Source organism: Novosphingobium sp. DS6-6 (genome assembly GCF_057784975.1).
In genome coordinates this window covers 261,012-275,226 of record NZ_JBYNTS010000005.1, presented here as the reverse complement: position 1 = coordinate 275,226, position 14,215 = coordinate 261,012, and the positions used below count along the sequence as shown (strand labels likewise).

Sequence of the window (14,215 nt, the reverse complement as noted above, 5' to 3'; positions counted from 1 at the left end):
TGGATACGAAGACATGCAAAACAACGGCTTGATTGTTCTGGCCGCCGGAGCCCAAAGACCCCCGGCACCAGGCGCCGTCGCCCGCATGTCCCTTCATCTCATCAACAATGTCAAAGAACCAAACCGCAAACAGCAAAAACAAAGACCGGCAAACAATCCCCAGCTCTCACCGGAAACCATGCCAACCCCAGCTATCCGACAGTCACAACGCAACCCGCGCAGATGCACCCAACAAAGATGCAACCCGCATGCAACCAGCCAAAACCAGCCGCACAACCGCGTCGGTGAAGCGCCATATATAAATCACTCAAACTACCGTCAACCGTCATCCGACATAATTTTGTCCAATTGACAAAAACAACCACACATCAAACCCTTAACAACCATCCCCCCAACCCCGCAACACCAGGCAGCAACCAGCGCAGCAGCCCGTCATGGCGCCGGAGGGATTCGCGGTAGCGGGCAGGAAACATGACAAAGCCCCGCAGCGCAAGCTGCGGGGCTTTGTCATGTTGCGACGGATCGTGCGACGTCAGTGGTGATGCACGTCCTCGATCACCGGCAGCGTTTCGAACTGGTGGAACGGAGGCGGGCTGGACAGGGTCCATTCCAGCGTCGTGGCACCTTCACCCCAGTAGTTAGGCGCGGCCTTCTTGCCGGCGGCAAAGGCATAGACGAGATTGATGAAGAAGATCACCAGCGAGCCGGCCATGACCATGTAGCCGATCGTGGCGATATTGTTCCAATATTCGAACGCCGGGGCATAATCGGGATAACGGCGCGGCATGCCCTGCACGCCGAGAAAGTGCATCGGGAAGAAGATCAGGTTCACCCCGACAAAGAATACCCAGAACTGGAGATGGCTGAGAAACTCGGAGTGCATCCTCCCGCTCATCTTGGGGAACCAGTAGAAGAACCCGGCGAAAAGCGAAGTGACCGCCCCCAGCGACAGTACGTAGTGGAAGTGCGCCACGACGTAATAGGTATCCTGAAGGTTGTCGTCGATGCCTCCGTTCGCCAGGACCACACCGGTGACGCCGCCCATGGTGAACAGGAAGATGAAGCCGATGGCCCAGACCATTGGAGATTTGAACTCGATCGAACCGCCCCACATCGTGGCGATCCACGAGAAGATCTTGATACCCGTGGGTACGGCGATGACCATGGTGGCGGCCGTGAAATACATCTTGGTATTCACGTCGATACCGGTGGTGTACATGTGGTGCGCCCACACGATGAAGCCGACCAGCCCGATCGCGACCATGGCATAAGCCATGCCCAGATAGCCGAACACCGGCTTTCGCGAGAAGGTTGAGACGATCTGGCTGATGATGCCGAAGCCCGGCAGAATCATGATGTAGACTTCGGGGTGGCCGAAAAACCAGAACAGGTGCTGGTAGAGAATGGGATCACCGCCGCCGGCCGGATCGAAGAAGGTCGTGCCGAAGTTACGATCGGTAAGCAGCATGGTGATGGCTGCGGCCAGCACCGGCAGGGCGAGCAGCAGCAGGAACGCCGTGACCAGCACCGACCACACGAACAGCGGCATCTTGTGCAAAGTCATGCCCGGGGCGCGCATGTTGAAAATGGTCGTGATGAAATTGACCGCGCCAAGAATCGAGCCGGCGCCGGCAAGGTGCAGCGAGAAGATCGCGAAATCGACTGCCGGACCGACCGAACCAGAGGTGGAAAGCGGCGCATAGACCGTCCAGCCGGTACCCGCCCCATGCCCGGTGCCTCCGGGCACGAACGGCGAGATCATCAACGAGCAGAAGCCCGAGAAGGTCAGCCAGAACGAAATGTTGTTCATCCGCGGGAAGGCCATGTCGGGCGCGCCGATCATGATCGGCACGAACCAGTTGCCGAAACCGCCGATGATCGCGGGCATGACCATGAAAAAGACCATGATCAGGCCGTGCGCCGTGATCAGCACGTTCCACATGTGCAGCGTCTGGTTGAAATCGGCGCCGTCGCCACCGACGAACCTGGTCCAGAACGCAAGGTACTGAATCCCGGGATGCGCCAGTTCGGCCCGCATGATGCCCGAGATCGCACCGCCGACAACGCCGGCGAAAATTGCGAAGATCAGGTAGAGCGTGCCGATGTCCTTGTGGTTGGTGGACATGAACCACCGGGCGAAAAAGCCCGGCTTGTGATCGTGATCGTGAGCATGATCATGGTGCGCATCGAAGCTTTCATGATCGGCGGGAATGGTGGCCATGGCGGGCGGGTCCTCTTGAATTGATCAGGCGGCGGGCGCGGCTGCGCCGCCAACGGTGCCGCCCTGGCTCTTGATCCAGGCGTCGAACTGGGGCTTGGTCACGGCTTCGACCACGATCGGCATATAGCCGTGGCGCGCGCCGCACAGTTCGGAGCATTGGCCGTAATAGACGCCGGGCTTGTTGATCAGCAGCACCTTTTCATTGATGCGGCCCGGCACGGCGTCGAGCTTGAACCACAGCGAGGGCACGCCGAACGAATGGATCACGTCGGCCCCCGTGGTCTGCAGCCGGATCGGCACGCCGGCCGGAACGACCATGCGGTTGTCGACGGCCAGTTGCGGCTGTTCGCCATGCTTGATCGCATCTTCGGGCGACAGCATGTTCGAAATCACTTCGAACCCGCCGTTGTCTGGATAGGCATAGCCCCAGTACCACTGGTAGCCGGTGACCTTGACCGTCAGCGCGCCTTTGGGCGCGGGTTCGAACTGATGGGCAAGAAGGCGGATCGAAGGGACGGCGATCACCACGAGGATGAGCACCGGCACCAGCGTCCAGATTACCTCGATCACGGTGTTGTGACTGGTCTTGGAAGCGACCGGGTTCTTGCGGCGGTTGAACTTGGCCATCACCACGATCAGCAGGACGAGCACCAGGAGGGTGATCGCCGTGATCACCGGCATCAGCACGTAATCGTGCATTTTCAGCGCTTCCTGGCCGATCGGCGAATACTGGTCCTGGAATGTCCAGCCGCCGGGAACCGGCTGCCCCTTGCCAGGTACCGGCTTGGCCGGGACGTAAGTAGCCGCGGCGAGCGCCATTGAAGGCACCGCTGCTGCCGCACTTGCCGCAATGCCGGCCACGACAGGACCCGCGGTCCGGAACGCAGTGCCCGCCTGGCGGACGAATTCGAGTGGGCTCATCGTCGCTTGTTCCGCTCTTCCCCGTATGCACGCCGGCTTCAAAAACGCCGCGTGCAGTGATTGCACTTGCCTCTGTTCTGCCCGGCTATACGCGGCCTTGTCGCGCCCCACAAGTTGCCTCCTGCACCATCGCCGCACGAAACAATTGCCCCTTGGGCCAGCAGTGCCCGCCCGGTGCCCTGTCCCGGGCGAAAAACCCTTGCCCGCCGCCGCGCCAACGCCCATGGCAACCACACAGACATAGAAACACGATGCAGGGCCAGCGAACGAAAACCATGCAGGAAGACGACATCCTTTCCGAATTCCGTGCCTGCCAGGCGTTGCTCGAAGGGCATTTCCTGCTCTCTTCGGGCCGCCACAGCGCCCATTACTTGCAATGTGCCCGCGTGCTGATGGATCCGATGCGCGCATCACGCCTGGCCAGCGCGCTGGCCGCCAAGCTGCCGCGCGACGTGCGCCAGCAGATTTCAAAAGTGGTTTCGCCAGCCATGGGCGGCGTGATCTTCGGTCACGAGATGGGCCGCGCCCTGGGAGTGGAAGCCGTTTTCGTGGAACGGCCTACCGGCACGTTCGAACTGCGCCGCGGCTTTGCGCTGACGCCGGGCGAAAAGATCCTGATGGTGGAAGACGTGGTCACCACGGGCCTTTCCAGCCGCGAAGCGATCAAAGCGGTGCAGGACGCCGGCGGCGTGGTCGTTGCGGAGGCGGCACTGGTCGATCGGTCGGCCGGGACCGTGGATCTGGGCGTGCCGTTCTATCCGCTGGTCTCGCTGCATTTCCCGACATATGCCGCCGATGCGCTGCCGGCGGAACTGGCCGCGCTGCCCGCGGTCAAGCCGGGCAGCCGGGCGCAGCCATAAGCGGGGGGGCCAGACGGTGAGCGGACTGTTCGCACCGGCGCGGCTGCGGCTGGGAGTCAACATCGACCACGTGGCGACGATTCGCAACGCGCGCGGGGGCAATCATCCCGATCCCGTGCGCGCCGCAGAGATCGTTGCCGCCGTGGGCGGCGATGGCATCACCGCCCACCTGCGCGAGGATCGCCGCCATATCCGCGACGAGGACCTGGCGCGCATCCAGGCCGCGACCAGCCTGCCGCTGAACCTGGAAATGGCTGCCACCGAGGAAATGCTGGCCATCGCCTTGCGGCACAAGCCGCATGCCTGCTGCATCGTGCCCGAACGGCGCGAAGAGCGCACGACCGAAGGCGGGCTCGACGCCGCGGGCCAGCACAACCGGCTGGCACCGATCGTGGCGCGCCTGGCCGACGCGGGCATCCGCGTAAGCCTGTTCATCGCGCCCGAGGCGCGGCAGATCGAAGCCGCGATCAAACTGGGCGCGCCGGTGGTGGAACTGCACACCGGGGAATATGCCCACGCCGAAGGAGAAGCCCGCGCGGCGGAACTGCGGCGTCTGGCCGACATGGCCGCGCTGGCGGCCAGGAACGGGATCGAGCCGCATGTCGGACACGGGCTGACTTATGACAATGTGCAACCAGTGGCCGCCATTCCGCAGCTGGCCGAACTCAATATCGGCCATTATCTGATTGGCGAGGCGATTTTCGTGGGGCTTGATGCTGCCGTGCGCAGGATGCGCGGCTTGATGGACGAAGTGCGCTGAAGCCCCTGCGCACCAGGAAGGATCAAACCGCGTGATCATCGGCCTGGGTTCCGATCTGTGCAGTATCGAACGGATCCAGCAATCGCTGGACCGTTTCGGCGGCCGCTTCATCGAACGGGTGTTCACGCCCGTCGAACAGGCCAAGGCGGCACGGCGGCCGTTGACCCGCGCCGACACGCTGGCAAAGCGGTTTGCCGCCAAGGAAGCCTATTCCAAAGCGGTGGGCACCGGGTTCAGGGCCGGGGTTTTCATGAAGGACATCGGCGTGGTCAATGCGCCGTCGGGCGCGCCGACCCTGGCGCTGACGGGTGGAGCCGCTGCCCGGCTGGCCGCGATCACCCCGCCCGGCCACGAAGCCGTGGTACACCTGACAATGACCGACGATCACCCCTGGGCGCAGGCGTTCGTGGTGATAGAAGCCCTACCTCTGGCCGCGGAAGACGGACTATGAGCGAAGGCCTCGCCGGCACCCCGCCGGAAAAAGCCCAAGTGCAGCGCGCCGGGGTGAACTGGTGGGAGGAATTGCGCGGCCTGATAGGGATGCTGTTGGCGGTGCTGGTGTTCCACAGCCTGCTGGCCAAGCCGTTCTACATCCCATCGATGTCGATGATGCCCAACCTGCTGGTGGGCGACCGTCTGGTGGTTTCGAAGTATCCCTATGGCTGGTCATGGGTTTCGCCCTCGTTCCATGTCCTGCCGCGATCGGGTGCCCGGCTGTTTCCGGCAACGCCGCGCTATGGCGATATCGTGATCGTGGTGCCAAGGGGCAGCAACGAGGACTATATCAAGCGGGTCGTGGCCCTGCCGGGTGACCGCATCGCGGTGATCCACGGGCAGATCGTGCTGAACGGCCGCGCCGTGCCGCAGACCGTGGAAGCCCCGCTCGAGCTGCCGGTCGATGCCAACGAGCCTTGCCAGCCGGCCGATTTTCCCGGCCTGCGCTTTCGCAACGCGCTGGGCCGCGAATTCTGCGAGCTGCCGATCCTGCGGGAAACATTGCCCAACGGCGCGAGCTATCGCATTATCGATCACAAGCAGCAGCCGCTGGACGATTATGGCGAAATCACCGTGCCCCCGGGGCACGTTTTCCTGATGGGGGACAACCGCGATCATTCGGCAGACAGCCGCGAACCGCTGGCGCTCAAAGGGCTGGGCGGGCCGGTGGCCCTGGCCGATGTGGGCGGCCGGGCGGAGTTCGTGACCGTCTCGCTCGATGGCAGCGAAACGTGGAACCCGCTGACCTGGTGGCCCGCGGTGCGCCGTGCCCGCAGTGGAACCAGCCTGCGGCCGGAACGTGTTGTCGCAACGCCCGTTCCCGCTTCTTGAAATCCATGCCGAGGGGGCCCGACGCCATGCATCATCCTGCCCAGCCCGACAGTTCCGCCCAAACTGCCAGTTCCGCCACGCCGGCGGCGACCGCAGGCAAAGCCCATGCGCCTGGCCCAACCGACATTGCCGACCGAACCATTCGGCAGGAAGCCAAGAAGGCTTTCGTGTGGATCGGCATCGCGGCGCTGGTGGTGCTGGCGGTGTTCCTGGCCCAGCCGCTGCTTGTCATCTTCGGCGGGGTGGTCTTCGCCTCGCTGATCGAAGGCGGGCAACGCCTGCTAGGCCGGATCATGCCGGGGCCGCGCAGCCTGCGCATCGCCTTGGTCATGCTGGCCGCCGTCGGCTTTCTGGTGTGGCTGGGCTATTTCGCCGGAAACCAGATCGCCGCGCAGGCCGCCCAGTTTCCGCATATCATCGAAACGCAGGCCCAGCGCACGCTGGGCTGGCTGCATGGCCACGGCATCAACGTGGGCGAGGCCGACGTGTCCAAGATCGCCGAGCAGGTGATCGGCGGGGTCGGCCCGGTGACCCGGGCGCTGGGCGGCATTTTCGGCGGCTTCACCACATTCTTCCTGATCGTGATTCTGGGCATCTATTTCGTGCTCGAGCCCGATATCTATCGGCGCGGGTTCGCCTGGCTGTTGCCGCTGGAGAGCCGCGCCTTCTTCCAGGCCACGTTGCAGCGCATGGGCAAATCGCTGCGCATGCTGCTGCTGGGGCGGATGATCGGAATGTTCACCGAGGGGCTGGGGACCTGGCTGCTGCTGGCGATCTACGGCGTGCCGATGTCGGCCCTGCTGGGCATCCTTACCGGGCTGCTGGTGTTTCTGCCCAATATCGGCGCGCCCATCTCCGGCCTGCTGATGGTGCTCGTCGGGTTTTCCGGCGGCACCAGCATGGGCATCTACTGCATCATCGTCTATCTGGTGGTCCAGACCGTGGACGGCAACGTGATCGTGCCGATGGTGGCCAAGAAAACGGCGGATCTGGCGCCGGCGATGGTGCTGGGGGCGCAATTGGTCTTCGGCGTGCTGTTCGGCATTCTGGGACTGGCCCTGGCCGATCCGATCGTGGCGATGATCAAGATCGCGCTGGAACGCCAGGCCGAGCGCAACGATCACGAGGGCAGCGAAGACGCCAGACAGGTCCTATCGGCGTGACAGCCCTATCGACGTGACAGCATGATGATCAAGCGCGTGTGCCAGGCCGGCGCCCTCTTCGTGGCGCTGGCGCTTCTGTGCCTTGGCGCGCTGCGGCAATGTTCGGGCGAACTCGTACGCTATACCTTTGCTCCGACGCGCGCCTTTGAGCCGCTGGCATCGCTGCCGCGCGGGGCCTATCGCGATCCTGCCATGTGGATCGCGCGGCCGGGCCTGCCCAATGGCCCGGCGCAATGGCTGCCCCCCGGCGTGCGCCGCACCGCGGCCGGCGGCACCGCCGTATTTTTCGTCCATACCACCAGCTATCTCAGCCGCAATCACTGGAACGCCCCGTTGGACGATCGCGACTCGCGCCGCCGGGCCGACCTTCTGGTTGCCGCCACGGCCAGCGCGTTCAACGGCCTTGGCCCCGTGTGGGTGCCGCGTTACCGCCAGGCCGCCTTCGGCGCTTTCCTGGCCGGGGGCGCCGATCGCCAGCACGCCATCGATCTGGCCTATGCGGATGTACGCGCCGCCTTTTCTACGTTTCTGGCAATGCTGCCCCCGCGGACGCCGATCGTGCTGGCCGGGCACAGCCAGGGCGGCCTGATCGTGGCGCGCCTGCTGCGTGAAATGGTGCGGGGCAAACCTCTGGCTCAGCGGGTAGTGGCGGCTTACGCTATCGGATGGCCGATCGCGGCGAGGAACGCGGCGGCCGAAACCGGCCTGCCGCCCTGCACCGCGCCCGATCAGACCGGGTGTCTTGCCGGATGGGTATCCTTTGCCGATCCGGCCGACCCGGCCCTGTTGCTGGATATCTATCGTCCCTGGCCGGCGGCCGCGCCGGCTGGGGAGCCCCTGCTTTGCATAAACCCTCTGACCGGCACGCAAGGCAGCCAGGCACCGGCGACGGCCAACCGGGGGACGCTGCTGCCCGATCAAGACGACCAGGAAACCGAGCGCGCCGGCCCGCTGGTGGCAGGGCTGGTCTCGGCACGCTGCGACACGCGGGGCATCCTGATGATCGCTCCACCGCCGCCGATTGGCCCCTTCGTGCTGCCGGGCAACAACTATCACATCTATGACATCCCGCTGTTCTGGGCCAATCTGCGCGCCGATGCCCAACGGCGCAGCGCAGCCTGGCCGGGCACGCGCGAGGAACACAGGCCATGATCACGCAAAGCATCGCGGAACTGCGTGCTGCCCTGCCGACGGGCGGCGTGCTGATGGGGCTTGACCCCGGCACGAAGACGATCGGCGTGGCGCTGTGCGACGCCGGCTGGCGCTTTGCCACCGCCGGGCAGACGGTGATCCGCCGCAAGTTCTCGCAGGACAAGGCCGCATTGGCGGCCATCGTCGGCCAGCGTACGGTCAAGGGCCTGGTCATTGGGCTGCCGCTCAACATGGACGGCAGCGAAAGCCCGCGCAGCCAGTCCGCCCGCGCCATGGCGCGCAATCTGGCCGATTTCGGCCTGCCGATCCTGATGTGGGACGAGCGCTGGTCCACCCAGGCGGCCGAACGGGCGATGATCGAGCAGGATTTCAGCCGCGCGAAACGCGCTCGGCGCATCGATTCGCATGCGGCTGCGCTGATCCTGCAAGCCGCTATCGATGCTTTGGCCGGCGGCGTCCTGTGAAAGCGAACGTGCTGCTCAACATGCGGCTCGACAACGGCAACAGACCCAGCCGCCTTGGCGCCCGAACGCGATCCGGGCTGTTGAACCCTGCGCTGCATTGCGGCAAGGAGCCGGGATGGCAAACGACTTACCGATGGACTGGCGGCGCGAAAGTCCTTTTGATCCCGCCACGGCCGGCCTCAAAATGGGCCGCAGCGGGCATGGCGGGTTTCTTGGCCTGCGCCATGTCGATCACGGGTCGGACTGGTTCGAAGCCGAACTGCCGTGGCGCGAAGATCTGGTTGGCGCGGGCAACACCGGCATTCTGGCGTCCGGCCCGATAATCAGCCTGTTCGACACCTGCACCTCCTATGCGATCTGGACAAGGCGCCAGCGTTACATCCCCCAGGTAACGCTCGATCTGCGGATCGATTATGTGCGCGCGGCCGTTCCCGGGCGCAGCGTGATCGCGCGGGCGGAGTGCTATCAGGTGCGCGGCGATCTCGCATTCGTCCGCGCGCTCGCCCACGATGGCGATCGTACCGATCCCCTGGCCCACGCCACCGGCATCTTCATGGCCGTGGGAGAGGCCGAATGAGCGCACCGGTATCGCCCTTCGCGCTGCCCCCTTATGCGCTGGCCATGGGCATGGTGCTATCAGCGACGGATGGAGACAGCCCGATCGTGACCATGGAATTCGGCCCACAATCGATGGGGCGCCCCGGCTTCCTGCATGGCGGCGCGATCGGCGGGCTGCTGGAAATGGCCGGCTTTGCCGCGCTGCGCGCCGAGCTTGACCGGCGCGGCGTCATCACACGAATGAAGCCGATCAACATCTCGATCGAATATCTGCGCGCCGGCATGCCGCAGCCGATCCATGCCATGGGCCAGGTGCTGCGCGCCGGGCGGCGCGTGGCCAACGTGCGGGTGGAAGCGTGGCAGGCCGATCGCGCCGTTCCGGTGGCCAGTTGCTGGATGAACTTTCACCTTTCCGCGCCCAGGGCCTGAACGCCGCGGCCGATCAGGCCGGAAAGCGCAGTTCCACCGTAAGCCCCTGCGGCAGCGCGGCGCCGGGCGGCAGGCGCCGTGCATCGGCGCGCGCGCGATCAAGGATCGCCGGCGGCACCGCGGCATCGGCTGCCACGGCATCGGCCATGCCCAGCAACCGCGCCTCGCGCAGGGTCAGATCTTCCGGATCGGCAGAGCGCAGCACGATGACATGATGCGCCACGGCCACGTCGGCCGCGTTGACCAGCCAGGCCCCAACCGCGCCCGCCGCGTGCGCCGCCAGGGGATCGAGCGGCCCGCCTTCGCCCAGCGCCGCATCCAGCGCCCGGCGCCGCTCCGCCCCGTCGGGGAAACGTGCCCGCAAGGCATCGCGGGCATCATGAAGCGCCTGCGCCAATGCTCCCAAACCTTGCGGCAATATGCGCTCGAGCCGCAGCCGTACATGCTTGGCAAGCCCGGCCGAGGCCCCGCCGGTGCCCACCGCCACGACCACGGGGCTGCGATCGATCAGCGATGGCGTGGTAAAATCGCACAGCGCCGGCCGGTCCACCACGTTGACCAGCAGGCCCGCCCCCCGCGCACGCAGCGCATCGGCAGTGCAGGCATCGGCATCGTCATGGGCGATGAAAGCCAGCCGCGCGCCGATATCGATGCCGTGGGCCAGGTCTTCCACCACCTGCCCCCCGGCCCGCTCCACCAGCCGCCGCTTGGCCTGCGCCGCCTCTCCGTGGCCCAGCACGATCACCGGCTGGCCCGCCAAGCGATGAAACAGGGGCAGCGCCGGCAGCATCAGGCGCCTATGCCAGCCACGCCGGCACACGCTCGGCTGCCAGGATCGTGGCTGGCTCGATGCGGTCGGCGACAACGGCCCACTTGTCGCCATCGACCATGACTTCGGGCACGAGCGGGCGCGAATTATAGGTATTGGCCATCGTCGCGCCATAGGCGCCGGCCGTGCGAAACACTGCCAGATCGCCGCGCGCCACCGTGTCGATCGTGCGGCCCATGGCAAACGTGTCGCTCGACTCGCAGATCGGGCCGACGATATTGGCCTGCATCGTCTCGCCCGTGGGCGTGACGGCGGCAAAATCGTGCCAGGCATCGTACAGCGCCGGCCGCGCCAGATCGTTCATCGCCGCATCGACCACCACCCAGGGCGCGCCCACGCCTTCCTTCACGCGAATCACCCGGGTCAGCAGCACGCCGGTGTTGCCGGTGATCACCCGGCCGGGTTCGAACATCGCGGTAACGTTCCAGTCGCGCGCCACCCGCGCCACCATCGCGGCATAGTCCGCAGGTTGGGGAAAGACCTCTCCCGCCTTGTAGGGCACGCCGATGCCGCCGCCGAAATCGATATGGGTGACGGCATGGCCGGCGGCCCGGATCGCATGCATCAGATCGCCGATCCTGAGGAACGCGGCCTCGAGCGGATCGAGCCGCGCAAGCTGGCTGCCGATGTGCAGTGCCAGGCCGCGCATGACCAGCCCCGGCGTTGCCGCCAGGCGCGTATAGATCGCGCCCGCCCGGTCATAAGGCACGCCGAACTTGTTTTCGGCCTTGCCGGTAGAAATCTTGCCGTGGGTGCCCGCGTCGACATCGGGGTTGACGCGCAGGGCGCAATAAGCGGTCTTGCCAAGGGCCGTGGCGATCTCCCCGAGCTCGAGCCCCTCTTCCTCGCTTTCCAGATTGAACTGGCCGATGCCGGCCTCAAGCGCACGGGCGAGCTCGGCATGGGTCTTGCCCACGCCCGAAAAGACGATGCTCTCGGCCGGCATTCCGGCAGCAAGCGCGCGCTCCATTTCTCCGCCCGAAACCACGTCGGCGCCGTAACCTTCGGCCGCCAGCACTTTGAGCACGGCAAGGTTCGGGTTTGACTTGACGGCAAAGGCCAGCTTCACCCGCGGCAGCACCTTGAGGCTGTCACGAAACACGCGGGCGTGGCGGGTCAACGTCGCGCGCGAATAGACATAGAGCGGCGTGCCCACGGCCTGTGCTAGAATGGGCAGGGCGATATTCTCGGCATGAAGCACGCCGTCTACCTGTTGGAAATGGTCCATCGAAACTCTCAGGGATCGGTTTGAAAACGCTTATTCTTCGGGCGGAAGATCAAAGGGATCGTCTTCCCGCTCCTGCGAACGGCTGCGCAACTCCACGTTGCGATCGGGCTTGGCCTGGATCGGCGCTTTCAAAAGCTCGTCCGCCCCGCGGCCCTGCACCCGGCCATAAGGCGCGGGCGGCAGGCCACGCCCCGGTGCCGGTTTCAGTTCGCGTCTGTTGCCACAGCCGGCCAGGGCCAGCACGGCAAGCGCAGCGAACACCAAGCCAGCGGCATTCGGGGCATTGGGACGGATCAAGCGACTACTCCTCCATGCCCAGAGCTTCGCGCGCCTGGGCCACGCGCTTTCTTACCTCGGCCGGCGCGGTTCCGCCATGGCTACAACGTGCCGCGACCGATGCTTCGACCGAAAGCGCGGCATAGATGCGATCGTCGATACGCGCGTCGATCGCCTTGAGATCTTCGAGCGGCAACTGATCGAGCGCGATGCCGCGGCTTTCTGCCAGCTTCACCGCGCTGCCGGTGATGTGATGCGCCTCGCGAAAGGGAATGTCGGCGCAGGTCACCAGCCAGTCGGCAAGGTCGGTCGCCGTGGCATAGCCCAGTTCGGCGGCACTGCGCATGCGGTCGGTGCGGAAGCGCGCCTCGGCCACCATGCCGGTCATCGCCGCGATCGACAAGGCGAGCAGGCCGGCCGCTTCGAACACCGGCGGCTTGTCGTCCTGCATGTCCTTGGAATAGGCCAGCGGCAAGCCTTTCATGGTGACCATCAGGCTGGTGAGGCAGCCCACGATCCGCCCGGCATGGCCGCGCACCAGTTCGGCCGCATCGGGATTTTTCTTCTGCGGCATGATCGAGCTGCCGGTGGACAGGCTGTCTGGCAGCGTGACGAAGCCGAACGGCTGGCTGGCCCAGATGATGAATTCCTCGGCCAGGCGCGAAAGGTGCAGCGAGCACTGCGCCGCGGCCATCAGGTAATCCAGCGCGAAATCGCGGTCTGATACCGAATCGAGGCTGTTGTCGGTCGGTCCGTCGAAACCCAGCGCCTCGGCCGTGCGGAAGCGGTCGATCGGGAAGCCGGTGCCGGCCAGCGCCGCGGCGCCCAGCGGCGAGCGGTTCATGCGCTGGCGGGCATCGGCAAAGCGCGAACGATCGCGCGCGATCATTTCGTAATAGGCCAGCAGGTGGTGGCCCAGCGTGACCGGCTGCGCCGTCTGCAGATGGGTAAAGCCCGGCATGATGCTGGCGGCATGTTCGCCCGCGCGGGCGACCAGCGCCGCTTGCAGGGCAAGCAGGCCCGAATCGACCTGGTCGATGGCATCGCGCACCCACAGGCGGAAATCGGTGGCGACCTGGTCATTGCGGCTGCGCGCGGTGTGCAGGCGCCCGGCAACCGGGCCGATCAATTCGGCCAGCCGGTTTTCGGTGGTCATGTGAATGTCTTCAAGGTCCCAGTTCTCGGGAACGCCCCCGGCTTCGTATTCCGCCGCAACCTGGTCCAGGCCTTGCGCGATCTGCGCGGCATCCTCTGCCGAAACGATCCCTTGCGCGCCGAGCATGCCCACATGGGCCTTTGACGCGGCGATATCCTGCCGCCACAGCGCCTTGTCGAAGGGAATGGAGGCGTTTATCTCGCGCATGATGGCCGAAGGGCCGGCGGCGAAACGCCCGCCCCACATCTGGTTGGAGCCCGAATTGCCGCTCATGTCCGCTCGTTCGCCCTGCCTGCCGTTGATCCTGGGGGCGCTGGCCAGCGCCGCGCTTGCCGGCTGCGATAGGCAAGCAAGCCCGCCGGCGCAACCATCGAGCGCCTCTTCGACAGCGGGGCCGGCAACGGCACCCGCCGGCAACGAGGCTGCGACCGGCAAGATCGATACCAGCCACAAGGGGGCGGCCATGCCTGCCTTTGCCCTGGCCGGGCCGGACGGCAAGCGGATTTCATCTGGCGATCTGCGCGGCAAGCCAGTGCTGATCAACCTCTGGGCCACGTGGTGCGGCCCCTGCGTGGCGGAAATGCCGACGCTCGACAAGCTGGCCGCCGGCGGCCTTCGCGTGCTGACCATATCGCAGGACAGCGCCGGCCAGGCCGACAAGGTCAAAGCGTTCGCCGCAGCCCATGGCCTGGGGGACGTGCAAATGCTGCTCGATCCCGACAACGACCTGTCGTTCCACTATAACACCGGGGTCCTGCCGACCACGGTGATCTATGACAGACAAGGGCGGGAAACGGGCCGGGTGGTAGGCGCGTTCGACTGGACGGGGCCGGAAGCGACCGCGCTGATCAAGGCGGCAGCCGGGTAAAGCC

At 65.6% G+C, this 14,215-nt stretch carries 17 protein-coding genes; 11 read left to right on the top strand and 6 right to left on the bottom strand.

Annotated features, from left to right (window positions below):
- The coding region (locus tag AC3EDY_RS08760; protein ID WP_488572100.1) for a hypothetical protein at window positions 1-352 on the top strand (352 nt) is incomplete at its 5' end.
- Window positions 353-532: 180 nt separating this feature from the next.
- Here AC3EDY_RS08760 and ctaD read toward each other — a convergent pair.
- Both ctaD and coxB read right to left on the bottom strand, forming a co-directional pair.
- Entirely contained in the window at window positions 533-2,221 is a 1,689-nt protein-coding gene (gene ctaD, locus AC3EDY_RS08755) for a cytochrome c oxidase subunit I (protein ID WP_488572099.1), read from the bottom strand.
- A gap of 24 nt (window positions 2,222-2,245) precedes the next feature.
- A complete protein-coding gene (coxB, locus tag AC3EDY_RS08750; RefSeq protein WP_488572098.1) occupies window positions 2,246-3,142 on the bottom strand; it encodes a cytochrome c oxidase subunit II in 897 nt (298 codons plus the stop codon).
- A gap of 275 nt (window positions 3,143-3,417) precedes the next feature.
- Between coxB and pyrE the strand changes: the two genes are divergently transcribed.
- From pyrE to AC3EDY_RS08705, 9 genes are all read left to right on the top strand, one after another.
- Entirely contained in the window at window positions 3,418-4,002 is a 585-nt protein-coding gene (gene pyrE, locus AC3EDY_RS08745; RefSeq protein WP_488572112.1) for an orotate phosphoribosyltransferase, read from the top strand.
- A 16-nt stretch (window positions 4,003-4,018) separates the two neighbouring features.
- On the top strand, window positions 4,019-4,762 hold the full coding sequence (locus AC3EDY_RS08740) for a pyridoxine 5'-phosphate synthase (protein WP_488572097.1): 744 nt from the start codon (window positions 4,019-4,021) through the stop codon (window positions 4,760-4,762).
- Window positions 4,763-4,793: 31 nt separating this feature from the next.
- The gene (gene acpS, locus AC3EDY_RS08735; protein WP_488572096.1) at window positions 4,794-5,213 is read left to right on the top strand and encodes a holo-ACP synthase; all 420 of its coding nucleotides are present in this window, start codon (window positions 4,794-4,796) and stop codon (window positions 5,211-5,213) included.
- A complete protein-coding gene (gene lepB / locus AC3EDY_RS08730; RefSeq protein ID WP_488572095.1) occupies window positions 5,210-6,088 on the top strand; it encodes a signal peptidase I in 879 nt (292 codons plus the stop codon). The genes acpS and lepB overlap by 4 nt, the downstream gene beginning before the upstream one ends.
- 26 nt (window positions 6,089-6,114) lie before the next feature.
- On the top strand, window positions 6,115-7,251 hold the full coding sequence (locus AC3EDY_RS08725) for an AI-2E family transporter (RefSeq protein ID WP_488572094.1): 1,137 nt from the start codon (window positions 6,115-6,117) through the stop codon (window positions 7,249-7,251).
- 21 nt (window positions 7,252-7,272) lie between these two features.
- Window positions 7,273-8,403, top strand: coding sequence for a DUF3089 domain-containing protein (locus AC3EDY_RS08720; protein WP_488572093.1), 1,131 nt, complete (start codon window positions 7,273-7,275; stop codon window positions 8,401-8,403).
- Window positions 8,400-8,867: a Holliday junction resolvase RuvX gene (gene ruvX / locus AC3EDY_RS08715; protein WP_488572092.1), complete on the top strand. Its 468-nt coding sequence runs from the start codon at window positions 8,400-8,402 to the stop codon at window positions 8,865-8,867. The genes AC3EDY_RS08720 and ruvX overlap by 4 nt, the downstream gene beginning before the upstream one ends.
- Before the next feature lie 115 nt (window positions 8,868-8,982).
- On the top strand, window positions 8,983-9,444 hold the full coding sequence (locus AC3EDY_RS08710) for a PaaI family thioesterase (protein WP_488572091.1): 462 nt from the start codon (window positions 8,983-8,985) through the stop codon (window positions 9,442-9,444).
- Window positions 9,441-9,854 carry a PaaI family thioesterase gene (locus tag AC3EDY_RS08705; protein ID WP_488572090.1) on the top strand — a complete coding sequence of 138 codons (414 nt, stop codon included), beginning with the start codon at window positions 9,441-9,443 and terminating at the stop codon, window positions 9,852-9,854. Before AC3EDY_RS08710 ends, AC3EDY_RS08705 begins: the two co-directional genes overlap by 4 nt.
- Window positions 9,855-9,867: 13 nt before the next feature.
- Here the strand turns inward: AC3EDY_RS08705 and AC3EDY_RS08700 are convergent, their stop codons facing one another.
- The 4 genes from AC3EDY_RS08700 to argH are packed head-to-tail and all read right to left on the bottom strand — an operon-like array spanning window position 9,868 to window position 13,589.
- Complete coding sequence (locus tag AC3EDY_RS08700) at window positions 9,868-10,644, bottom strand: precorrin-2 dehydrogenase/sirohydrochlorin ferrochelatase family protein (RefSeq protein WP_488572089.1); 777 nt, start codon at window positions 10,642-10,644, stop codon at window positions 9,868-9,870.
- A gap of 7 nt (window positions 10,645-10,651) precedes the next feature.
- Window positions 10,652-11,911, bottom strand: coding sequence for a diaminopimelate decarboxylase (gene lysA / locus AC3EDY_RS08695; protein WP_488572088.1), 1,260 nt, complete (start codon window positions 11,909-11,911; stop codon window positions 10,652-10,654).
- 30 nt (window positions 11,912-11,941) lie between these two features.
- Complete coding sequence (locus tag AC3EDY_RS08690; RefSeq protein WP_488572087.1) at window positions 11,942-12,208, bottom strand: hypothetical protein; 267 nt, start codon at window positions 12,206-12,208, stop codon at window positions 11,942-11,944.
- Between the two features lie 4 nt (window positions 12,209-12,212).
- A complete protein-coding gene (gene argH, locus AC3EDY_RS08685) occupies window positions 12,213-13,589 on the bottom strand; it encodes an argininosuccinate lyase (protein ID WP_488572111.1) in 1,377 nt (458 codons plus the stop codon).
- Between the two features lie 25 nt (window positions 13,590-13,614).
- Between argH and AC3EDY_RS08680 the strand changes: the two genes are divergently transcribed.
- A complete protein-coding gene (locus AC3EDY_RS08680; protein ID WP_488572086.1) occupies window positions 13,615-14,211 on the top strand; it encodes a TlpA family protein disulfide reductase in 597 nt (198 codons plus the stop codon).
- The last annotated feature ends 4 nt before the right edge of the window (window positions 14,212-14,215 follow it).